Annotated in this window: 21 protein-coding genes and 1 pseudogene; 11 read left to right on the top strand and 11 right to left on the bottom strand. The window is 71.9% G+C overall.

What is annotated here, in order from left to right; translation table 11 throughout:
- Positions 1 to 3: 3 nt before the first annotated feature.
- On the top strand, positions 4 to 813 hold the full coding sequence (locus tag EBO15_RS16580; protein ID WP_122195294.1) for a phosphotransferase: 810 nt from the start codon (positions 4 to 6) through the stop codon (positions 811 to 813).
- A gap of 52 nt (positions 814 to 865) precedes the next feature.
- Positions 866 to 1,228, top strand: coding sequence for a hypothetical protein (locus tag EBO15_RS16575; protein WP_122195293.1), 363 nt, complete (start codon positions 866 to 868; stop codon positions 1,226 to 1,228).
- Positions 1,229 to 1,346: 118 nt separating this feature from the next.
- Here EBO15_RS16575 and EBO15_RS16570 read toward each other — a convergent pair whose 3' ends face one another.
- Both EBO15_RS16570 and EBO15_RS46815 read right to left on the bottom strand, forming a co-directional pair.
- Positions 1,347 to 2,144, bottom strand: a complete 798-nt coding sequence (locus tag EBO15_RS16570) for an ABC transporter permease (protein ID WP_122195292.1) — start codon at positions 2,142 to 2,144, stop codon at positions 1,347 to 1,349.
- Positions 2,131 to 3,075 carry an ABC transporter ATP-binding protein gene (locus EBO15_RS46815; RefSeq protein WP_147481522.1) on the bottom strand — a complete coding sequence of 315 codons (945 nt, stop codon included), beginning with the start codon at positions 3,073 to 3,075 and terminating at the stop codon, positions 2,131 to 2,133. Before EBO15_RS46815 ends, EBO15_RS16570 begins: the two co-directional genes overlap by 14 nt.
- Positions 3,076 to 3,320: 245 nt before the next feature.
- Here EBO15_RS46815 and EBO15_RS16560 point away from each other — a divergent pair, with 245 nt between their 5' ends.
- Together EBO15_RS16560 and EBO15_RS16555 are read left to right on the top strand one after the other, a co-directional pair.
- Positions 3,321 to 4,136, top strand: a complete 816-nt coding sequence (locus tag EBO15_RS16560; protein WP_122195290.1) for an SAM-dependent methyltransferase — start codon at positions 3,321 to 3,323, stop codon at positions 4,134 to 4,136.
- 52 nt (positions 4,137 to 4,188) lie between these two features.
- Complete coding sequence (locus EBO15_RS16555; protein WP_122195357.1) at positions 4,189 to 4,926, top strand: tyrosine-protein phosphatase; 738 nt, start codon at positions 4,189 to 4,191, stop codon at positions 4,924 to 4,926.
- A gap of 10 nt (positions 4,927 to 4,936) precedes the next feature.
- Here EBO15_RS16555 and EBO15_RS44210 read toward each other — a convergent pair whose 3' ends face one another.
- Positions 4,937 to 5,104, bottom strand: coding sequence for a hypothetical protein (locus EBO15_RS44210; protein ID WP_158628252.1), 168 nt, complete (start codon positions 5,102 to 5,104; stop codon positions 4,937 to 4,939).
- Between the two features lie 607 nt (positions 5,105 to 5,711).
- Between EBO15_RS44210 and EBO15_RS47495 the strand changes: the two are divergent.
- Both EBO15_RS47495 and EBO15_RS16545 read left to right on the top strand, forming a co-directional pair.
- A pseudogene (locus tag EBO15_RS47495) lies at positions 5,712 to 5,813 on the top strand (IS982 family transposase); the annotation flags it as partial.
- A gap of 116 nt (positions 5,814 to 5,929) precedes the next feature.
- Positions 5,930 to 9,163 carry a WD40 repeat domain-containing protein gene (locus EBO15_RS16545; RefSeq protein WP_158628251.1) on the top strand — a complete coding sequence of 1,078 codons (3,234 nt, stop codon included), beginning with the start codon at positions 5,930 to 5,932 and terminating at the stop codon, positions 9,161 to 9,163.
- A 39-nt stretch (positions 9,164 to 9,202) separates the two neighbouring features.
- On the opposite strand, the gene EBO15_RS47310 is transcribed toward EBO15_RS16545, so the two are convergent.
- Positions 9,203 to 9,538, bottom strand: a complete 336-nt coding sequence (locus EBO15_RS47310) for a hypothetical protein (RefSeq protein WP_147481521.1) — start codon at positions 9,536 to 9,538, stop codon at positions 9,203 to 9,205.
- Between the two features lie 192 nt (positions 9,539 to 9,730).
- On the opposite strand from EBO15_RS47310, the gene EBO15_RS47305 reads away from it, so the two are divergent.
- The 4 genes from EBO15_RS47305 (at position 9,731) to EBO15_RS44200 (ending at position 11,819) form a co-directional block, all read left to right on the top strand.
- The gene (locus tag EBO15_RS47305) at positions 9,731 to 10,087 is read left to right on the top strand and encodes an asparagine synthase-related protein (protein ID WP_122195356.1); all 357 of its coding nucleotides are present in this window, start codon (positions 9,731 to 9,733) and stop codon (positions 10,085 to 10,087) included.
- 117 nt (positions 10,088 to 10,204) lie between these two features.
- Entirely contained in the window at positions 10,205 to 10,636 is a 432-nt protein-coding gene (locus EBO15_RS16530) for a hypothetical protein (protein WP_199744586.1), read from the top strand.
- 141 nt (positions 10,637 to 10,777) lie between these two features.
- Positions 10,778 to 11,050, top strand: coding sequence for a hypothetical protein (locus EBO15_RS44205; RefSeq protein WP_158628250.1), 273 nt, complete (start codon positions 10,778 to 10,780; stop codon positions 11,048 to 11,050).
- 100 nt (positions 11,051 to 11,150) lie between these two features.
- Positions 11,151 to 11,819, top strand: coding sequence for a hypothetical protein (locus tag EBO15_RS44200; RefSeq protein WP_158628249.1), 669 nt, complete (start codon positions 11,151 to 11,153; stop codon positions 11,817 to 11,819).
- 135 nt (positions 11,820 to 11,954) lie between these two features.
- Here EBO15_RS44200 and EBO15_RS16520 read toward each other — a convergent pair whose 3' ends face one another.
- From EBO15_RS16520 to EBO15_RS16500, 5 genes are all read right to left on the bottom strand, one after another.
- Complete coding sequence (locus EBO15_RS16520; protein ID WP_122195286.1) at positions 11,955 to 13,235, bottom strand: adenosylmethionine--8-amino-7-oxononanoate transaminase; 1,281 nt, start codon at positions 13,233 to 13,235, stop codon at positions 11,955 to 11,957.
- Complete coding sequence (gene bioB / locus EBO15_RS16515) at positions 13,232 to 14,293, bottom strand: biotin synthase BioB (protein WP_122195285.1); 1,062 nt, start codon at positions 14,291 to 14,293, stop codon at positions 13,232 to 13,234. Before bioB ends, EBO15_RS16520 begins: the two co-directional genes overlap by 4 nt.
- Before the next feature lie 669 nt (positions 14,294 to 14,962).
- Entirely contained in the window at positions 14,963 to 15,370 is a 408-nt protein-coding gene (locus tag EBO15_RS16510; protein ID WP_158628248.1) for a MarR family winged helix-turn-helix transcriptional regulator, read from the bottom strand.
- 98 nt (positions 15,371 to 15,468) lie between these two features.
- Complete coding sequence (locus EBO15_RS16505) at positions 15,469 to 16,911, bottom strand: DHA2 family efflux MFS transporter permease subunit (protein ID WP_233616240.1); 1,443 nt, start codon at positions 16,909 to 16,911, stop codon at positions 15,469 to 15,471.
- A 125-nt stretch (positions 16,912 to 17,036) separates the two neighbouring features.
- Positions 17,037 to 17,270, bottom strand: a complete 234-nt coding sequence (locus EBO15_RS16500; RefSeq protein ID WP_026416367.1) for a hypothetical protein — start codon at positions 17,268 to 17,270, stop codon at positions 17,037 to 17,039.
- A 165-nt stretch (positions 17,271 to 17,435) separates the two neighbouring features.
- Between EBO15_RS16500 and EBO15_RS16495 the strand changes: the two genes are divergently transcribed.
- Complete coding sequence (locus EBO15_RS16495) at positions 17,436 to 20,012, top strand: tetratricopeptide repeat protein (protein ID WP_147481520.1); 2,577 nt, start codon at positions 17,436 to 17,438, stop codon at positions 20,010 to 20,012.
- 30 nt (positions 20,013 to 20,042) lie between these two features.
- Here the strand turns inward: EBO15_RS16495 and EBO15_RS16490 are convergent, their stop codons facing one another.
- A complete protein-coding gene (locus EBO15_RS16490) occupies positions 20,043 to 20,531 on the bottom strand; it encodes a recombinase family protein (RefSeq protein WP_122195282.1) in 489 nt (162 codons plus the stop codon).
- Positions 20,532 to 20,557: 26 nt separating this feature from the next.
- Positions 20,558 to 20,875, bottom strand: coding sequence for a hypothetical protein (locus tag EBO15_RS47300; RefSeq protein ID WP_147481519.1), 318 nt, complete (start codon positions 20,873 to 20,875; stop codon positions 20,558 to 20,560).
- Positions 20,876 to 20,929: the final 54 nt, after the last annotated feature.

The following is a 20,929-nucleotide window of genomic DNA, read 5'->3' as shown; positions in this document are numbered from 1 at the left end:
CACGTGCGTAGCGACTGGGCCGACCTGCCCGAGGATCTGCGGAACCAGATCGAGGCCGAGACCGGGCGGATCGGGCAGATCGTCCCCGCGTCCACGGGCAACCACGCCGACATCGCCTCGACCGTCCACACTGCGGCGGGGCGGGTGTTCGTCAAGGCCGCCCGCAAGCTGGCAGACCGGGACGGACCCGAGGTCATGTCGCTGCGCCGTGAGGCCGCCATCAACCCCGCGGTGCGCGAGTTCGCCCCCCGGCTTCGGTGGCAGACCGAAACCGGGGGGTGGCTCGCGCTGGGTTTCGACCACATCGAAGGCCGCCGCGCCGACTTCACCGCCGGGTCACCGGACCTGGAGACGCTGGCGAAGATCGTCCACGCCCTCCAGGACGCGTCATGTCCGCAAACCCCGATGCTGGCGGCCGAACGACGCTGGCAGAAGTACACCGACAGCCCCGCCGTGTTCGCCGGTGCCGCTCTGCTGCACACCGATCTGAACGAGGACAACCTGATCATCGCCGAGGACGGGAACGCCTACGTGGTGGACTGGGCGTTCGTCACACGCGGAGCGCCGTGGCTGGAGCTGATGATGCTGATGCCCTGGCTGATCGGGGCCGGACACCACCCTCGCGACGCCGACGCGTGGGCCTCTCAGTTCCCCGCATGGGCCGGAGCCCCACCCGAGGCCCTCAACGCATTCACCGCCGGATACGCCGCGCACTGGAGCAACGCCGCACAGGCCCGCCCGGACGAATGGGTGACCCGACACGCCGCCCTGATCGGCACGTGGGCGGCATACCGATTGGAGGAGTACCCGTGACCGACTGGCCCAGGTACACCCCACCCGGCTCCTCACCAGCCCGGACGGCGACATGGTGAGCATCGACGAGGAGCTGGTGCCGCTCATGACCCAGGTCTGGCGACTCGGGTTCGAAACGAAGGTGTCCTGCCAGGACGTCGGAGAAGCCGTCCGAGACGGCGGCACCCGCACCGCCCCCGCCGACCGCCCCACCGTCGCGGCCCGGCTGAGGGGACGCGCCTGGCTGGTGGTGAAACGCGAACACGGCCCCCTGCTCATGACGGCCGTGAGGTTGGCCGGAGCCTCGGAGGGATGGGCCCTGCATCCGGTCAAGCAGGACACGGACCCAAGTACCTGGCTGTCCATCACCCTCCCACGAACCCGGATCCGCCAGGCAGCCCAAGCACTCACCTCAAGGCCGTCACCGCGCCCCTGAGAGCCGATACCGGGAACAGGGCCGGGACGGACTGCGCGAGTGACGCGGCGGCCCCGCTCGGCTGTGGCATAGGGGTGGTTGACCGGCCCGTCCTTGCCGCTGGGGCGGGCCGGGAGGGTCAGGCGGCGGGGTCGCGGCGGTGGAGGACGGCGAAGGCGAGGGTGGTGGCCAGGGCGATGGTGATGAGCTGGCACAGGGCTCCGGTGGCGAGGGGGGCCGTTCCGGACGGGCTGAACAGGGCGGTCCAGCTCTGCCAGTAGTGGACGGGGAGGACGGCGGCGAGGCGGTGCAGTGAGGACTGCTGGTTGAGGATGGTGGCGATGACCACGAACGCGAGCGATGCGCCGAGGGCTTCGGCGCCGCGCGGGAGGAGCAGGCCGAACGCGAACGCGATGGTGGCGATGCTGAGCATGCACAGGAGGGTGTAGCCGGTGGCCTCGGTGACGCGGGTGAGGGTCTGCCCGGTGGTGAGGGTGGGGGCGTTCAGGATGTGGAAGGGGTGCCAGCCGAACAGGGCGATCCCGGTGAGCAGGCCGCCGATCAGGACGGCGAGGACGGCTCCGGTGGTCACGATCGTGACGGCGGCGAGTTTCCCGGTCAGCAGGCGGCGCCTGCCGACCGGGGCGACGTAGAGGTAGCGGAGGGTTCCCCAGTCGCGGTCGGCGGACCCGATGGCGGAGGCCAGGAGCGCGACGACGAGCGGCAGCAGCAGCGGGCCGATGAACATGAGGCACGCCATGGCGTGGTTGAGCGCCGAAAGGGTGGACGCGCCGAACAGTCCGCCCTGGGTGCCGTTGTGGCGTCCGGCGTGGGAGGCGGTGGCGAGTCCGGCGATGACGGGGACGGCGGCCAGGCACGCGAGGGCGACCAGGGTGCGGATCCGCAGGAGCTGGGTGGCGAGTTCAACGCGCAGCATGGTCGTCGTCCCCTCGGGTCATGGTCAGGAAGGCGTCTTCGAGGGACCGGTCGGCGCGGTTCACGGAGGTGACGCCGACACCTGCGGTGACCAGGGCCTGGACGAGGTCGCGGGACGGGACGCCGGGGGCGGTGACGGTGATCGCGTCGTCGTGGGCGGTGACCGTGGTGACGCCCGTGAGCGGGCGCAGGGCGTTCGCCGCCCCGGCGGTGTCGTCGACCTCGATCCGGTAGGCGTCGTCGGCCGCGCCGGTGAGGCGGTCGAGGGGCCCGGCATCGACGAGGTGGCCGTGGTTCATGACGACGACGTGGGTGGCGAGTTGCTGGACCTCGGCGAGCTGGTGGCTGGAGACCAGGACGGCGGCTCCGCCGGCGGCGCGGGTGGTGAGGTGTTCGCGGAGGGCGCGGACTTCGGCGGGGTCGAGGCCGTTGGCGGGTTCGTCGAGGATGAGGACGTCGGGGTCGCGCATGAGGGCCTGGGCGAGCATGAGGCGCTGTTTCATTCCCATGGAGTAGCTCTTGGCCCTGCGGTCGATCGCGGGGCCGAGTCCGGCGAGGTCCAGGGCGTCGTCGAGGGCGGGTGGGGGCCAGTGGTGGCCGGCGGCCGACCAGAGCAGGCGCAGGTTCCGCAGGCCGGACAGGTGCGGGACGAAGGCGGGGCCGTCGATGAGGACGCCGGCGCGGTGCAGGGCGGGGGCGCCGAGGGCGACCTTGTCCCCCAGGAGTTCGGCGGTGCCGGTGTCGGGGGTGGACAGGCCGACGAGCATCCGCATCGTGGAGGTCTTCCCGGCGCCGTTCGGGCCGAGGAGGGCGCAGACCTGGCCGGCTTCGACGGAGAAGGCGAGGTCGACGACGGCGGGGCGGCGTCCGTAGCGCTTGGACAGTCCCGCGGCGCGGATCATCGGCCTGGCGGGGGCGGTGGGTGGTGTCAAGGGGGGCCTCTCGTGGTGGGTGGGGGGGGGTCGTGTGTGTGGGGTGGGTGGCCCGTGGAGATGGGCGGGGTGGGCGCCCCGGCACGAATAGTACGCGCTTCGTACTACGCGGCAAGTAGTATCACGGGAAGGCGGGCGACCGGGACCGGGCGGGGCAGGGCGGGCGGGTGGACCGTGGCGCGGGTTCTGACGTCCGTCCGACCGAACCGCTGGCCCCGGGACGCGCCCGCGGGGACCATGAAGGGATGAGCGGCGACATCACCGGCACTCCCCCGGGCGGGACGCCGAACGACGCGACGGTGCCGTACTCGGCGCGGATCTGGAACCACTGGCTCGGCGGCAAGGAGAACCACCCCGTCGACCGCCGGGTCGGCGACCGCGTCGCCGAGCTGTACCCCGACATCGTCAACGCCGCCCGCGCGTCCCGGCACTTCCTGCGCCGCTCGATCCGGTACCTGGCCGCGGACGCCGGGATCCGCCAGTTCCTGGACGTCGGCACGGGCCTGCCGGCCGTCGACAACACCCACGAGATCGCCCAGCGCGTCGCCCCCGAGACCCGCGTGGTGTACGTGGACAACGACCCGCTGGTCCTCGCGCACGCCCGCGCCCTGCTGACCGGCAGCCCGCAGGGCGCGACGGCCTACGTCGACGCCGACCTGCGCGACCCCGACCGGGTCCTGGACGCCGCCGCGCGGACCCTGGACCTGACCCGGCCGGTCGCGCTCGTCCTGAACGGCGTCATGGGCCATATCGCCGACGACGACCGGGCGCGCGCGGTCGTCGGCCGGCTCCTCGAGCCGCTGCCCGCGGGCAGCCACCTGTCGCTGTCGGACGGCACCGACGGCGCGCACGTCGCCGGGCACGCCGAGGCGATGCGGTTGTACAAGGACAGCGGTGCCGTCCCGTACCACCTGCGCACGCCGGAGCGGGTCGCCGCGTTCTTCGACGGGCTGGACCTGGTCGAGCCGGGCGTGGTCCGGTACCACCTGTGGCGTCCCGACCCGGGGCCGTTCACCGGGCCCGACATCGACGGCCACTGCGGCGTCGCCCGCAAGCCTTGAGCCCCAGGGCAGCGGCCGTCCGGCGAGATCGCCGGGCAGTAGGGTGACGCGCGTGCAGAGACATATCGCGTTCGAGCGGCTTCACAACTTTCGTGACCTGGGTGGGTACCGCGGCGACGGCGGCCGCACCGTCCGCTGGGGACGTCTCTACCGAACCGACTCGCTCGGCAAGCTGAACCCCGGCGACGGCGCCGACTGGCAGAGGTTCCTCGGGCTCGGCGTCCGGACGGTCATCGACCTGCGCTACCCGTGGGAGATCGAGCGGCGCGGACGCGTCCCCGAGTTCGACGGGCTGGAGTTCCACAACCTCAGCATCGAGCACCGGCCCTACGACCAGGCCGCGATCGACCCCGGCGTCGACCCCTGGCGCTACCTCGCCGACCGGTTCGCCGAGGTCGCCGAGGACGGCGCCAAGGAGATCCGGACCGTCCTGGAGGTCATCGCCGCCGCCGACGCCCCCGTCGCGTTCCACTGCCACTCCGGCAAGGACCGCACCGGCATGATCGCCGCGCTCGTCCTGTCCCTCGTCGGCGTGGACGGCGACGAAATCCTCGCCGACTTCGCCCTCACCGAACTCGCCACCAGGCATTTCGTCGCGGACTGGCACGCCGAGAACCCTGGACGTGAACTGCGCTGGCCCGGATACGGACGCGCGCCCGCCGACGTCATGCGCCTGTTCCTCACCGACCTGACCGGACGGTACGGATCGGTCGGCGAGTACGTCCGGGGACGCCTTGAGGTCGGCGACGACGTCGTGGCCCGCCTCCGCGCGAACCTCCTCGAGCCGTGAGCGTCCGAGCTCAGGTGCAGGAGTCGCCGAAGTCGCCCACGGCCTTGCGGAACTCCGGGGAACGAGCCCGATCGGCCGCGTCCGGCAGATGTTGACCGCCGGACGCCTCGATCCGGATCCGGCGCCCGTCCGGACGCCCCCCGAGGCCGAGCAGGGCCACTCGCAACGACACGCCCATGTCCCCCTCCACGCAGAGGGCGGACGTCCAGGACCCGGCCCGCCGTCACGATCCCGCATCGGCCCACCGGCGACCCCAGCCCGTTCAGTTGGCAGCGGCGCCTCCAACTCGGAGGTTGAGGAACATCGGAACGGAAACCGGCGGTAAGCCTTTCGAGGGCCCCCGCTGATGCCGGTGTGGACGCACCCCGGGTGCGGCCGTCCCCGGATCTGGACGGCGCAGCAGGCCGACGCCGCCCGCCACGCGCGCGGCCTTCCCACCGGCGGCGCCGCGCCCGCCCCGTACTCCCCCGGGCCCTACGGTCAGGCGGACTGGTTCACCTTCAGCCGGGTCCGTCTCGGCAGGGCCGTTCACCCGCTGCTGGTGGTCCAGCCCGGCCAGCCCAACGCGCACGGGTCCGCCGGCCACTACGCCGACATGCTCTCCATGGGGCTGCGCCCGGTCGATCTGCACCGGGGCCGGGTGGAGGACGTCGAGGCGTGGACGGTGCACATGGACCGCGGCCGTATCGCCCGGATCACCCGGCGCGGTGCGGGGGCCTGGTGGGTCGCCGACGCGGGCACCGGAATCGTCGACGGGCAGTGGCGGGCGGTGGGCAGGTCCCGCCGGGTGGTGGTGCTGCTGGTCCTGCCGCCCGGGTGGCGCCATCTGGCACAACTGGCTCACCGACCAGCCCGTCAAACGATCCCTGATCGCCTACGACCACTAGCACCAACATTCCCATCAACGATCTAGCGGCCCCCGTTCAGGGACGGCGCGGTCTCGGCCTGCGGCTTTGGGCATATGGGGGGTTTGGTGTCGGCGCGCTCAGTAGGGTCCCTGAGCATGATCAACTTTGCTCCCGCTGATCCGCCGTCCGCCGATGACCTGCTGTGCGATCCGAAACACTTGGTCCGTGGCGATCCGGGCGAGATTCTGGCCCTGCTTCCACGAGCCGTGAGCGCCGAGGCGCGGTTGGCGGCGACGGTCTACCGGACGTCGTTCGAACGGCATCGGCGCGTGGACGCCGTCCGGCGTCGTCAGGCGCTGAGCCTGGACGCGTCCCGTTGGGGAGCCGACGACCTCGCCCGCCGGATCGCGGACGTGGCGGTGCCGCCGGGTGACGACCCCCGCTCCACCACGGTCTGGAGCACCGGACGCCTGCCGGACAACCGGCGGCTCCGGCGCTTCGCCGGACGGACCGAACGCATCGAGGCGCTGGCGACCGCTACCGTCGACGGCAGGGCCGTCGCGATCGGCGCGAAGTACATCAACGACACCGTGCGCGTCTGGGACATGGCGACCGGCGACGAGACGGGCGTCCTCGACCAGCGGGCCACGGCCCTGGCCACCGCGACCGTCGACGGCCGTCCGATGCTCGTCGCCGGTTACGACAGGGGCGTCCAGCGGTGGGACCTGACGACCGGAACGAAGGTCGGGGACGCGCTGCGCGCCGGCAAGAACAGCCTGATCAGGATCACGACGGGCGTCCTGGACGGGCGGCCTGTCGCGCTCTGCTGCGGCTACGATCCCGACCCGATCCAGATCTGGGACCTCCAGAACGGCACGCGGATCGGCGGACCGTTCGAAGGCCACGCAGGGCTGGTGCAAGACGCGGACGCCGTGGAGGTCGACGGCCGGACGGTGCTGGTGACCCTGGGCGGGGACCACACGATGCGGTTCTGGGATCCGTTCGACGGGCGCGGCCTGGGCGAGCCGCTGAAGGCTTACGGAACCACCCTGGCCGTCACGGTCCTGAACGGGCGTCCCGTGGCCGTGACCGACGGCGGGCCGTCCAAGTCCCTGCAGGTCACGGACCTTGCCGCCCGCAAGGTGGTCGGAGAGCCGTTCCGGGGCCACGACACGGGCGCCTTCCGCGGGATCGCCACCACGATGGTGGACGGGCGGCCGATCGTGATCGTCGACTGCACCGACCGCGCGCTCCGCATGTGGGACCTGGCCGAGGACCGCCCCGTCGGAGATCCTCTGGAGTCCCACGCCCATTGGATGACCGCCCTCGCGGTCGGCGAGCTGGACGGCCGTCCGGTCGCCGTGACCGCCGGACGGGACAACGCGATGCTGCTCTGGGACACCTCGATCGAGGGCCCGGATCGTCCGACGGGCGTGAGCCGTTCCCGCTTGTCGTGGCGCGTGGACTGGGCGACGGGAGCCGCCCTGACCGACCGCGCGGCGCTGTCCCTCCCCGGGAGCACCTGCCGGGCGCTCGCCACGGGAACGGTCGAGGGACGCGCCGTCGTCGTCTCCGCGGGGTGGAACCAGAAGCTCCGCGTCCTCGACCCGATCACCGGCGACCAGATCGGCGGCGATCTGAAGGGCCACCAGGGAGCGGTGAACGCCGTCGTGCTCACCACCATCGAGGGCCGTGACGTCGTGCTGAGCGGCGGCAACGACGGCACGGTCAGGACCTGGGATCTGGCGCTCGGCAAGCAGGTCGGAACGCCCCTGACCACACCGGACGCCGAGGTCCGGGCCCTCGCCGTCACGAAGGTGGACGGCCGTCTCGTGGCCTTGTCCGGCGGACGCGGCGGCGCGGAGAACGAGGTCCGCGTCTGGGATCTGGCCGAGGGCCGCGAGTCGGGGGAGCCGCTCGCCGGGCTCGCGGCCGAGGTGCACGCCATCGCGGTCACCGACCTGGACGGCCGTCCGGTCGCCCTCGTGGCGAGCGGCGCCTACCCGAACGACTGCACGGTCTCCCTCTGGGACCTGACCACGCGTCGGCGACTCGGCGACCCGCTGGTCGGGCACGGGCGGGAGATCGTGGGGGTGGCCACCGCCACGGTCGACGGCCGCCAGGTGGCCGTCACCACCTCTCGTGACCACACCGCGAGGGTCTGGGACCTGGCCACGCGGACCGAGGTGCGGCGGTTGCCCATCGCCGGACGCGGGTCCCACCCCCTTGCGATCGGCGACGTCGGTGGGCGACCCGTCGCGATCATCGGAGGCACCAGGCGGACGGACGCCGAGATCCAGATGTGGGACCTGGCCGCCGGCGAGGCCGTGGGCGACCCCTGGACCGGCCACAAGTCGGGGCCCGCCGCGTTCGCGCTCGCCGAACTCCACGGCCGTCCCACGCTGGTGTCCGGCGACGACGACTCGATCTTCCTTTGGGAACTGCGTTCCCCCGCCGAGGACGACCCGGACGCCCCTCGTCCCCGCCCCGGTGGCGGGGCCGCCAGGGCGGCCGTCTCGGAGATCGACGGTCGCGGGGTCGTGGTCACGGCCGGCGGCGGCCGCCTGCGAACCTGGGACCTGTCCGACGGCACGCCCGTCGCCGAGCCGATCTCCACCGGCCCGATCTCGGCGTTCGCGGTGACCGAACTGGACGGCCGTCCGGTCGCCGTCGCGACCCCGAACGAGAAGATCGTCGTGTGGGACCTCGCCGACGGCCGCGAACAGGCGCGCTTCGCCACCGACCACCACGTCGAGATCATCTCCGTCGCGCTCGGCAAGGAGGGCGAGCGGGAGGTCGTGGTCACCGGGACCTACGACAACGCCGTCTCCGTCCACGAGCTGCGGACGGGCAGGCGCGTCGGCAGGCGCCTGCGGTCCCTGCACTACGCCCCGGTGCGCGCCGCCGCCGTCACCGAGGACGACAGGGGCCGCGCGGTCGTCGTCACGGCCGGTGGCGACGCGTCCGCCGAGACCGTGGTGTGGCAGGCGCGGAACGGCCGGAGGGTCCACGACCCGCGGCTCGGCGACACCGACGACCTGTGCGCGGTCGCGGTGACCAGGCTCGACGGCCGCTCGATCGCCCTCACCGCGGGCAGGGACCAGGTCGTCCGCGTCTGGGACGCGTCCAACGGCTCGGTGGTGTGGCCCGCGCTGGCGGGCCACACCGGCACGATCACGGCCCTGGCGACGGCCGTCCTCGACGGTCGTCCGATCGCCTTCTCCGGGAGCGAGGACCGCACCGTCCGCGTATGGGACCTCGCCGCGGACGAACCGGCCGCGGACGAACTGGTCTTCCCGCACCCGGTCACCGCGCTCGCCACGACCTCCCAAGGACGGCTCGTCGTCTGCTTCGGCGGCGACATCGCCGTTCTGAGCCGGGAGGAATGACGCGAGGTGCAGCGCGAGGAGTGACGTGACCCGCGCGTGTCACCAGGTCTCGTGGTCGATTCCGGTGGTGACGATGCGCAGCGCGCTGAACGCCGCGAACGGACGGTCGTGCGAGGACATGCCAGCGTAGGTCGGCATGGGCAGCTTCGGGAGGAGCGCGAGCACCGCGTCGAGCCGGTGCTGGCGCGCCGCCTGGATGAGCAGGTCGGCGGTCGGGACCTGGCGCTTCGCGGGCGGGATCTGGGTGATCTCGGCGTACCGGCGGGCGAGGTCCTCGTCCGCCGGAACGCCCGGTTCGTCGGCCGCGAGGTTGTTGCGCTCGGCCCAATCGCGCAGCAGGTCGTCCTGGCCGTGCTTCCGGAGGAGCGCCACCACCGTCCAGTCGTGGAACCAGTCCTCGGCGTCGCGCAGAATGCGTTCGGCGAGGTCGACCCGGCCCTTGCGCAGCGCGTGGGCGACGAACGGAACACCGGCGGTGCCGCCGGGATCGCCGGTGGCCTCGGCCAGGAGGGCCCGCGCCTCGTCCTCCCGGCCGCACTCCAGCAGGGCCCAGACGACCGGGAGGCGATGGTCCCAGCCGTCGCGAAGCTCGCGCAGCGCTTCGCGCGCCGACCGGAACCACCGGTCCGCGCGCTCGGTGTCGCCCGCGTGCGCCGGGCCTTGCATGACGCCGTGGCCGTCCGCGCGCACGGCAGGACGTCGCTCAGCGCGGACCTGTCCGGAGGGATGGACTCCACGAGCGTGTGCTTCCTGGCGGCCGGAAAGGTCGAGCGCCTGCTCACCGTCCGGGCCGAGTCCGGTGACCCGGGCGACGAGGACGGGCAATGGGCCGGGCTCGCCGCCGCCGCGCTTCCCCATGCCGATCTAGGCCCGTGTCGACGCTGGGTTTTGTGTCTGGACGCAGGGCGGAGTGCCGGGAGGTGATGATGATGACCGCCACAGCGACGATGAAGGACCCGACGCCGCACTCGAAGGAGTCACCCTGGTGCCGAGCAACAAGACCGAGGACTACGGCTACAACCGCGCGACCGACACGTGCGGGTGAACCGTCACGACCTGGCGCGGCTGCAGCTGGAGTTCCGGTCGCTGACCAGACAGCAGGAACCGGGAAGCTGGTCGCACATGTACGACTACGACCTTTCGTTCGAGCGGCTGGCCGATGCCGTCGACGCGGGCAGCAGGGTGTTCTACGGACGCCGGGAGAAGGGGCCGGACCACCGGATGCGGTGTGACCTGTCCCCGGCCTACCGGTGGCCCGAGGGCGCACCCTACGACGGGAGTAAGGCGACCACCGTGCGCGTCACCGGTCACGGCTCGCACTATGTCGCCGATCCCGCCGACGACTGGCCCAGGGCGCTGTGCGGCTTCTGGTGGGCACCGGAAGAGGGCAGGGTGGTCACCGGGGAGCCGAGCTGCCCCGAATGCCAGCGCGAGCCCGGCCTGGTCGAACACCTGCGTTCACCGCAGAACTGACCGCGTCCGCGCAGGGCTGACCTCCTCGGCCTTAGCTGGCGGGACGACCCCAGAAACCGGCACCGTCGTTGACGGCCATGGACCTATCGAAGCGGTCGGGCCTCCGGCGTCGGCGCGGCCGTCCCGGCAGCGTCCCGGGACATGACCGCACCCACACCGCCCGCCGGGGCCGCCCCCGGCGTACGTCCGCGTCCGCCAGCCCTCGGGCGATCCCATCCCCCCGAGCAGTACGCCGAGTCCCTGGCGCGCAGGTTGGACGCCCACCGGGGCGGGGAACGGCACCCCCTGCTGAACGCCGGTGAGGCCGAGGTGGTCGCCGCGCTGCTGGATGAGCCGGCCGCGCTGTACCCGGGGCCGCTTGGGAACCTGGCGCGCGGCCTGGCCGTGACGCTGTACGACCGGTGCGGGTTGTAGGCGCCTTGGGGCCTGGTGCGGGGCGGGTCGACGTCGAGCGCGAGACCGAGTGATCGGATAAGGGGGACGCGGCGTCGGGGTGCGGGAGTAGCGTCGCGGCGTGAGCAAATCCCCCCACGTCACTGAGCCGCCGGGGCCGCTCCCGGCCGGGCCGTTCACCGATCGAGACCATGTTCTCCGGGACTCTCCGGTCTGCCAGGATCTCTCGGCCACGGTCCAGGGCCTGGAGGACGGCGGGCTCAGCCCTGCGGATCGCGGCCAGATGGCCGAGGATCTGGCCGCCGAGCTGCGCGTGCTCAACCTGGTCGACACGCTGAACAAGTGCGGCGTGAGCTTTCTGGAGGATGCGAGCGTCTCGGTGTACGAGCGGGGCGCGCTGAGGCGGGTGTTCTCCGCGATGCCGATCGCTGACGTCGCGGTGCTCCTGGACGTGCTCAGGCGTGTGCACGCGGCCGGGCGGGCCGCGTGGCGTCCGGTGCTCGCGCAGGCGTTCGCCAATGGCGACCAGGAGGAGACGCCGGATGGGGGGACGGGCAGCGAGGCGGACGCCGAGCGGTGGGCGGGCCCCCGCGAGAGTCGGCACCTTCAGCACCTTCGCCAGCGCGGGCACGAGCTTGAACCGGGCGGTGTGGTACTGGACGGCCACCCGGTTCTTGGTCGTCCGGAACGGGGAACCGGCCGGGACGCCGCACGTCGACATCGGGCAGGTGAAGGCCTCCACACGCAGGAAGGCGTCCTCAGGGTCGCTAACCCGGAAATCGTTTCATGAGTCGATTTGAAACACGCCCATCCCGAACCGCATCGGAACGAAGAGTCACGCCACCGTCAGGCCGAGCCAACGCCTAACGCGGATTCTCGTTCCGATGCTGCTCAACCCCCGGGGTGTGGGCGTGGCGGTGCGCGGTCAGCCCGCGGCGGCCGCGGCCAGCATCGCCGACGTGATCGCGGCGAGGTCCTCGTCCGACGTCACGTACGGCGGCATCGTGTAGATCAGGTCCCGGAACGGCCTGAGCCAGACGCCGTGTCCGACGGCCGCGCGGGTGGCGGCGGCCATGTCCACCTCGTGGTCCAGCTGGACGACGCCGATCGCGCCGAGCACGCGGACGTCCCGCACTCCGGTGATCGCCCGGCCCGGTGCGAGACCGGCGGCGAGGGCCGTCTCGATCCGCCGGACGTCGGCACGCCAGTCCTGTTCGAGTAGCAGCCCCAGCGCCGCGTTGGCGGCGGCCGCGGCCAGCGGATTGCCCATGAACGTCGGCCCGTGGGCGAGCGCCGGGGAGTCGCCGGCGCTGATCCCGGCCGCGACCTCCGCCGTGCACAACGTCGCGGCCATGCTCAGGTAACCGCCGGTCAGCGCCTTGCCGACGCACATCACGTCGGGGCTCACCCCGGCGTGGTCGGCGGCGAACAGCTCGCCCGTGCGTCCGAAGCCGGTGGCGATCTCGTCGAAGACCAGCAGCACATCGTGCGCCGTGCACAGCTCGCGCAGCGCGCGCAGGTATCGCGGCGAGTGGAACCGCATCCCGCCGGCGTTCTGCACGATCGGCTCGACGATGACCGCCGCGACCTCGTCCCGGTGCCGGGTCAGCAGCGCGTCCAGGTGCTCGACGTAGGCCGGGTCGAACTCGCGCGGCGGCGCGTCGGCGAACACCTGGTCGGCCAGGGCGCCCTGCCACATGTGGTGCATGCCGCCCTCGGGATCGCACACCGACATCGGATGCCAGGTGTCGCCGTGGTAGCCGCCGCGCCACGTCAGCAGGCGGCGCTTGCCGCCCCGGCCCCGGGCCCGCCAGTACTGCAGGCACATCTTCATCGCGACCTCGACCGAGATCGACCCCGAGTCGGCGAGGAACACGTGCCGCAGCGGCTCCGGCGTGATCTCCACCAGTGTGTGCGCGAGCCGGATCGCCGGCTCGTGGGTCAGCCCGGCGAACATGACGTGGCTCATCCGCCCCATCTGGTCGCGGACGGCCGCGTCGATCACCGGGTGCGCGTAGCCGTGCACCGCCGCCCACCACGACGACATCCCGTCGACCAGTTCCGTGACGCCGTCGACGGGTTCGGCCAGGCGTAGACGTACACCGGAGGCCGACTCGACCAGGAGCGGCCGGGACGTCCCGGGCATCGGCGCGTACGGATGCCACACGTGCTCGCGGTCCAGGTCGAGCAGCTCGGCGGCCCTCACGCGTTGGCCGGCAGGTCGCTGCCCGCACCCCGGCGCCGGATCGCGACCAGGTCGTGGCGGGCGTCGGGCAGGGTCCGCTCATCGGTGCCCTCGATCACGAAGCCCGCGTCGGCGATCATCTGCCGGTCGTCCGCGCCCGGCTGGCCCTCGCTGGTCAGGTAGTCGCCGAGGAACATCGAGTTGGCCAGGTGCAGCGCGAGCGACTGCAGGCCGCGCAGGTGGATCTCCCGTCCGCCGGCCAGCCGCACCTCGACGTCGGGGAAGACGAAGCGGAACAACGCCAGGATCCGCAGGCAACGCTCCGGTGTCAGTTCCCAGGTGTCCGCGAGCGGTGTGCCCTTGAACGGGATGAGGAAGTTGACCGGCACCGAGTCCGGGTCCAGTTCCTTGAGCGCGAAGGCCAGATCGACGATGTCGTCGTCGCTCTCCCCCATTCCGAGGATCGCCCCGGAACACGGGGAGAGGCCGGCGTGCCCGGCACGGCGGAGGGTGCCGGTGCGGTCGGCGAAGGTGTGTGTCGAGCAGATCTCCGAGTAGCGGGCCTCGCTGGTGTTGAGGTTGTGGCTGTAGGCGTGCGCCCCCGCCGCCGCCAGTCGCTCCGCCTGGCCGTCGGCCAGCAGGCCCAGGCACACGCAGACCTCGACGTCCGGGCTGTCGGCCTTCACGGCCGCGATGGTGTCCTCGATCCGGGTGATGTCCCGGTCGCCCGGGCCGCGTCCGCTGGCCACCAGGCACACCCGCTTGGCGCCCGCCCGCACCGCCTGACCGGCGGTCTCGGCGGCCTTCTCCGGGGTGATCCACGAGTACTTGAGGATCTCGGCCGACGAGCCGAGGCGCTGCGAACAGTAGGAGCAGTCCTCCGGGCACAGCCCGCTCTTCATGTTGATGATCGTGTTGAGCTTCACCCGCCGGCCGAAGAAGTGCCGCCGTACCCGGGCCCCGGCGGCCACCACGTCGAGGAGTTCGTCCGGGCCGGCGAGCACGGCCAGCGCCTCCTCGCGGGAGGGGGTCTCGCCGCGCAGTGCCTTCTCTGCCAGGTCGTCCAACGAAGTCGTCATGCGTGCCAGCCTCACCGAGCACCGACGGTCCCGACAATGAAGCGGTCCGACAAGATCACCACCCGGACTCTGTCCGGCTCCACCACGCCCCCCGCGAGGGGACTCTCCTGCGCCGCTTCCCCGCCAGCGACCGGATCCGGCTCCTCATCAGGGCCGTCCCCCTTCGGCGGACGCCGAGAGACAAGGGCCGGACCACCGGATGCGGTGCAACCTGTCCCCGACCTGTCCCCGGCCTGCCGGCGGCCCGAGGACGCACCCTGCGACGGCGGCGAGGCGACCACCGTGCGCGTCACCGGCCACGGCTCGCACACTCGGCGGACCCACCGACGACTGGCCCAGGGCTCTGCGCGGCTTCGGATGGGCGCCGCACGAGGACAAGGTGATCACCGGCGAGCCGGGCCGCCCCGAATGTCGACGCGGGAGGCGGCTTCGGCATCGGCCAGGCGGCACCGTGTGCCGTGCGCGAGCGGCTGGGGGTGTCGGACGAGGCGGCCCGGGGCCGGCAACTGGACCCTCCACCTCACCCCACCCGCCCAAGCCCCCGTGACCCGGCCCGACCTGGAGCCCGCGTGCTGTTCGGCGCACCGCGCACCTGAACCGGACCGGATCAGGGAACCCGCCGGCAGGCTTGCGTCTCTTCCACGACCCTTCTTGAGGTTCGTGGTCGGGTCAGCTGCCTTCTGGCCCGGTCGGCGCCGGCTGGGGCGTGGAGTTCAGCCTGGTGAAGATGCGGGTGAGGGCGGCCAGGTCATCGGCGTCCAGTACGGCGAGCACCGGAGGCGGGGCGGTGAGGATCCTCCGGGCCGTTTCGGCCGCTTGCAGTCCGGCGTCGGCGAGGTGGACGAGCTTGCGGCGGTTGTCGTCGGGGTGCGGGTCCCGGCGGACGAGGCCGCGTCGCTGGAACTGGTTGACGGCGATGGTGGCGGCAGGAGGATCGACGTCGGCGGTTTCTGCGATCTCGCGCAGTGTCATCGGGCCTTCGGTGAGTTTGATCAGTACCCCTGCCCTTTTGGGGCCGAGGTCCAGCTCGGCGCGCAGGGCGCGACGGCGGTCCGCGCCAGTGACGAACGCCTGCATTTCCGTCCAGGCCCGTGTCGCCAGGGCGGGTGCGCTTGAGACGCCGTCGGCGGTGGTCCTGTCGGGGCCCGCCGGGCCGGGACTCATCCGGTCAGGGTTCATCGGGTCGCCTCCAAAGCGTGCGTGCTCAGCCGCCGGGCGCTGCGTTCGGCCCGGGCTCGGGCCCAGCGCCCGGTCGAGATCAGGCCGAGCAGCGCGGTTGCGATGCCGCAGCCGGTCAGGACGGTCCAGGCGGTATGACTCGACGCGAGGAACCCGGCCGAGCCGCCCGCGACGATCGAACCGCACACCGCGACGCCGACCGCGCCGCCGGTCTGGCGGCATGTCGAGGCGATCGCTCCGGCCACCCCGGCCCGATCGCGCGGCATCCCTGACAGTGCGGTGTTGGTCAAGGGGGTGCCGACCAGGCCGAAGCCGGCACCGAACAGCAGGTAGGCGAGAACGAGGTACCAGGTCCCGGTCCCGTGCCCGGTCCCGACGAGCAGGCCGGTCCCCGCCGCCAGCAGCAGCCCGGCCAGCACGAACGCCGGCCTGGACCCCCGGGCGGCCACGATGCGCCCGGAGATCATCGCGCATGCCGCCAGCGCGGCCGCCATCGGGAAGGTGAGCAGACCCGCGTGCAGCGCGCTGTAGCCGCGGACGTCCTGCAGGTAGAGGGTGTTGAGGAACAAGAACCCGCCCAGCGCCATCAAGGCGACCACCGAGATGATCGCCGCTCCCGAGAACGCAGGACTGCGGAAGACCCGGATGTCCACCAGCGGGTCGGCACGTCGCGACTCCACCACGATCAACCCGGCCACAGCGCCGGCGGCCAGGACCAAGAGCCCGATGATGAACGGCGAACCCCAGCCGTGTTGGGGCACTTCGATGACGGCCGCGGTGACCGAGCCGAGGAAGGCGACGACGAGCAGCTGGCCGAGGGCGTCGAACCGCATGCCGTGCGCCGCCCGGGACTCGGGGACGAACCGCTGGGCCAGGCAGATGGCCAGGGCACCGACCGGCACGTTGACCCAGAAGATGGACCGCCACCCCAGGCCGCTGACCAGCAGGCCGCCGAGCACCGGGCCGGCGGCTCCGCTCAGACCCGCCGCCGCTCCCCACGCGCCCACCGCGCGAGCGCGTTCCTTGGAGTCGGTGAAGGTGGTGGCGATGATCGACATCGCGACGGGGTTCAGCATCGAGCCGCCCACCGCCTGCAGGGCGCGGCAGGCGACCAGAGCCTCCAGAGACGACGCCAGGCCGCACAGCAGGGAACCGAGAGAGAAGAGTCCCAGCCCGATCTGGAACACCCGGCGCCGACCGAACCGGTCGGCCAGTGAACCCGAGAACATCAACAGGCACGCCATGACCAGCGTGTAGGCGTCGACCACCCACTGCAGGCCACTGACCGGCGCGTGCAGTTCCCTCTGGATCGAGGGCAGCGCCACATTGGAGATCGTCGTGTCCAGCCCCGCCACGACCACGCTCAAGAAGCAGGTCAGCAGCACGATGGTCCGTCCGCGGGACGACAGCGCGCGAGAAGGCTCGACCGGAATACCCACGAGAGTCGTTGTACAGCGATGATTGTTGTGCCACAACAACTACATCCCCGGACCAACATGGTCTTGCGGCGGTGTTCCGATGGGGAATCTCCGCCGGAACACCCACCGATCGTGACGAACGTCCTTCAGGCATGGCGGCGTTCGTGCCAGAAGGCGTAAAGGGCGAGGCTAAGTCCGGTGATCTCGATGCCGGCGCCGACCGGTAGCCACATCGTCGGGAAGAGCGACACCAGTACTGCGGTCGTCAGGCCCAGCAGGAGGCAGATCGTCGTGGCGATCACGTGTTGCGGGACGAAGACGCCTGGGCCGTTCCCCGAGGGCTGGGGTGGGTGGTGGTCGCGGGCGGTGCTGTTCGCCACCGTGGTGTCCTTCCTGGTGGAGGGGCCGGTGACAGCACGATCGCGCCGAGGGGTGTTCGGGTTCGAGATGGTTCAGCGATATCGATCGATCCTGGCGGGATGGCCTGGTCAGGGTTGTGGGTGTAGGTGTGGAACCGAACGTTTCCGAACAGTTGGGTGGTGTGGATGGCTGCGATCGACCCGGCCCGGATCAGGACCAGCCAGGACCTGGCCGAACAGTTGGCTGTGCTGTCCGCCCGGTATCCGCACGGCGTGCACCACCTGGCCGCGGCCGCCGATTTGAGTCCGGCGACCGTCCACGCGCTCATCACCGGTCGCACCGCGGTCCCTCGGGCGGGAACGCTGGAGAGCTTCGTGGAGACGTGCGGTCAGGACCCGGTGCCTTGGCTGGCGGCACGGGCACGCCTGGTCGAGGGTGCGCGGTCGAAGAGAGCGGAGGTTTCGCCTGATCCGGACCGCCCCTCGGAAGGGCCGCTGGGTCGGGTGATCGGTGAGTTGGATGAGCGGGATGCGCTGGCGTTGGGGGTTCACCAGGCTTTCGCCGCCACGGGCATGGCGTCCGGGGCGGCGCCGATGCCGGTGTTGCCGCCGTACCTGGACCGGGCGGGGTTCGACGACCGGCTGAGGGAGGCAGTGACGGCGGCCGGGGAGGGCAGTCGGCTGGTGATGGTGATCGGGGACTCCTCAACCGGCAAGACGCGGGCGTGCTGGGAAGCGATCCGGGCCGAGCTGCCGGACTGGCGGGTCTGGCATCCGCTGACCCCGGAGCGGCTACTGGCGGTGGTGGAGGCGCTGCGAACCAGGCGGGTGGCGGCGCGGTCGGTGATCTGGTTGAACGAGGCCCAGTTCTATCTGCAGCCCCAGCAGGTCGGTGAGCTGGTCGCGGCCGAGTTGCAGGCGCTGCTGGCCGACGACTCCCGGGGACCGGTGCTGGTGCTGGGCTCAATGTGGCCGGAGTTTCGGCGGTTACTGACCACCACACCCCAAGAGGCGTCGGCCCCGGACCCGCACCGGGCTGCCCGCGCCCTGCTCGACCGGGGCGAGGAGGTCACCGCCCCGGCCTGCTTCACGCCCGGCCAGCTCACCAAGCTGGCCACGGCTGTTGCCGCCGATCCCCGGCTGGCCACCGCCGCCAAGCGCGCGCGGGGTGGGCAGATCAATCAGGAGTTGGCTGGGGCGCCGGAATTGCTGCGCCGCTACCAGCAGGGCGGTCCGGCGGTCCGAGCGGTGCTGTGGGCCGCGATGGACGCCCGCCGGCTGGGCCACGGCCCCTACCTGCCCGAACCACTGCTGCAAGAGGCGGCCCCCGGATATCTCGACGACCACATCTGGGACCAGGTCGCCGGTGACCCCGACTGGTTCATCGCCGCCCTGGACGAACTCACCGCCACCCACCGGCGACTCCCCGGCCCCCTGATCGAACACCGACCCCGCCCCGGCCAAACACCCCCACCCACCCCGCAGTACCGCCTGGCCGACTACCTGGAACAACACGGCCGCACAGAACGCATCTTCCTCTGCCCACCGGCCACCTTCTGGAACGCTGCCGCCCACCACGCCCGGACCCCCGAAGACCAGGCTGCCCTTGGCGAGGCCGCCGAGGACCGGTGGCGCCTCCGCCATGCCGATCACCTGTACCGACACGCCGCCGATACCGGAGACCCTCACGCGTTGAGCTACCTGGCGAAGCGGTGCTATAAGGTCGGTGACCATGCGGGCGCCGAACGGCTTGCCCGGCAGGCCGCCGACGCAGGGAACCCCCATGAGCTGATCTACCTGGCGAGCCAGCGCGAGGGGGCCTGTGACCGTGCGGGCGCCGAACGGCTTGCCCGGCAGGTCACCGACGCCGGGAACCCAGAGGTGCTGAGGTACCGGGCGGGCCTGCATGAGCGGGCCGGAAATCCAGCAGGCGCCGAACGGCTTGCCTGGCAGGCTGCCGACGCAGGGAGCCCAGAGGCGCTGTTGTATCTGGCGGACATGCGCGAGCAGGCCGGGGACCCTGCGAGCGCCGAACAACTTGCCCACCACGCCGCCGGGGCCGGACACCCCGGGGTGCTGATGCACTTGGCGCGCCGACGTGAGCGGGCCGGGGACCGTGCGAAAGCCGAACAGCTGTGTCAGCACGCCGTCGACGCCGGACATCCTGCCGCGCTGATGTACCTGGCACACCTGCGCGAGCAGGCCGGGGACCCTGCGAGCGCCGAACAACTTGCCCAGCACGCCGCCGACGCCAGGAACACCGGCGATCTGATGTACCTGGCGGACCTGCGCGAGAGGGCCGGTGACCGGGCCGGCGCCGAACAACTTGCCCAGCACGCCGCCGGGGCCGGACACCCTGGGGTGCTGATGCACCTGGCAATCCTGCGCACGCGAGCCGGGGATCCTGCGAGCGCTGAGCAGCTGTGTCAGCACGCCGTCGACGCCGGACATCCTGCCGCGCTGATGTACCTGGCACACCTGCGCGAGCAGGCCGGGGACCCCGCGAGCGCCGAACAGCTGTACCGGCAAGCCATCGACGCCGGACATCCTGCCGCGCTGATGTACCTGGCACACCTGCGCGAGCAGGCCGGGGACCCCGCGAGCGCCGAACAGCTGTACCGGCAAGCCATCGATGCTGGGAACCCCAACGCGCTGTGGTCCCTGGCGGGCTTGCGTCATCGGCACGGTGACGCCGAAAGTTCCGGTCGGCTCCACTGGTTCGGTCTGGATGCTGATGGGGAAGTCGAAGATCCTTGGGAGTGAGCAGCCGCAGCGCGTGTGTCGGGAAGTCGTCTACTCGCTTTGCGGTTGATCGCTGGCCGTCAGGTAGCGGTGCAGCGAGGTCTTGGGGATGCCGGTCTTGGTCGCGATGACGCCGAGGGAGTCACCCTGGGCCTTCAGGAGCCGTGCGTACTCGATCTTGTCGTCGGGGTGGGCGACGGGGCGGCCGATGTGGCGACCAGAGGCTTCGGCGACGGCGCGGGCGTGAGCGGCGCGTTCGGCGGTGAAGGTGCGCTCCATCTCGGCGAACAACGCCAGCAGGAGGAACGCAATCCGGGCCATGCCCTCGTCGGCGGTGTTGATGGGCAGCGGGTCGGCAAGTGACCGGACCCCGATCCCGCGCTCGGCCAGGTCATGGACGAGGTTAAGGACCTCACGCAGGTTGCGGCCGATCCGGTCAAGAGTGTGCACCACGATCGTGTCGCCGGGGCGGGCATAGGTCAGCAGCCGGTTCAGTCCGTCGCGGTCGACGGTGGTCCCGGTCTTCTTGTCGACGTACATCCGTTCGTCGCCGATCCCGGCGGCGGTCAGGGCGTCGGCGCGGCCGCGTCGGTGGGGATCCCGGCCTGGGCGTGGAACGCGTCCACCAGCGGCTGGCACTCCTGCCAGGACATCAGCTGGTCGCGCAGGTTGGCGTAGGAGTCCGGCCCGTCCACCGCGATGTCGCCCGAGCGCAGCTCGGCCGCCAGGTAGGAGAACACGCAGACGTCCAGGTGGCGGCGCGCCGGCATCCCAGGTCGCGCCGGGGCCCGGACGGTCTTGCGCCATTGCAGCGACGCGAACGCCTCCAGGTCGATCGACAGCCTCACCTGCATCGCCTGCCCGCCCGGTCCCGCTCGTTCCACCACCATCTGCTCGGGTACCGGCACGGCCTTGGCCCCGCGCAGCGCGATCAGGAA

The organism is Actinomadura harenae (assembly GCF_003696215.1).
Taxonomy (GTDB): domain Bacteria; phylum Actinomycetota; class Actinomycetes; order Streptosporangiales; family Streptosporangiaceae; genus Spirillospora; species Spirillospora harenae.
This window is presented reverse-complemented; position numbering and strand designations above follow the sequence as displayed.

Bases quoted from the DNA above. Each gene is read 5' to 3' on its own strand.
- EBO15_RS16575 (WP_122195293.1), top strand. From the start codon at position 866: ATGGTGAGCATCGACGAGGAGCTGGTGCCGCTCATGACCCAGGTCTGG.
- EBO15_RS16570 (WP_122195292.1), bottom strand. From the start codon at position 2,144: ATGCTGCGCGTTGAACTCGCCACCCAGCTCCTGCGGATCCGCACCCTG.
- EBO15_RS16560 (WP_122195290.1), top strand. From the start codon at position 3,321: ATGAGCGGCGACATCACCGGCACTCCCCCGGGCGGGACGCCGAACGAC.
- EBO15_RS44210 (WP_158628252.1), bottom strand. From the start codon at position 5,104: ATGGGCGTGTCGTTGCGAGTGGCCCTGCTCGGCCTCGGGGGGCGTCCG.
- EBO15_RS16545 (WP_158628251.1), top strand. From the start codon at position 5,930: ATGATCAACTTTGCTCCCGCTGATCCGCCGTCCGCCGATGACCTGCTG.
- EBO15_RS47305 (WP_122195356.1), top strand. From the start codon at position 9,731: ATGGTCCCAGCCGTCGCGAAGCTCGCGCAGCGCTTCGCGCGCCGACCG.
- EBO15_RS44205 (WP_158628250.1), top strand. From the start codon at position 10,778: ATGACCGCACCCACACCGCCCGCCGGGGCCGCCCCCGGCGTACGTCCG.
- bioB (WP_122195285.1), bottom strand. From the start codon at position 14,293: ATGACGACTTCGTTGGACGACCTGGCAGAGAAGGCACTGCGCGGCGAG.
- EBO15_RS16510 (WP_158628248.1), bottom strand. From the start codon at position 15,370: ATGCAGGCGTTCGTCACTGGCGCGGACCGCCGTCGCGCCCTGCGCGCC.
- EBO15_RS16495 (WP_147481520.1), top strand. From the start codon at position 17,436: ATGGCTGCGATCGACCCGGCCCGGATCAGGACCAGCCAGGACCTGGCC.
- EBO15_RS16490 (WP_122195282.1), bottom strand. From the start codon at position 20,531: ATGTACGTCGACAAGAAGACCGGGACCACCGTCGACCGCGACGGACTG.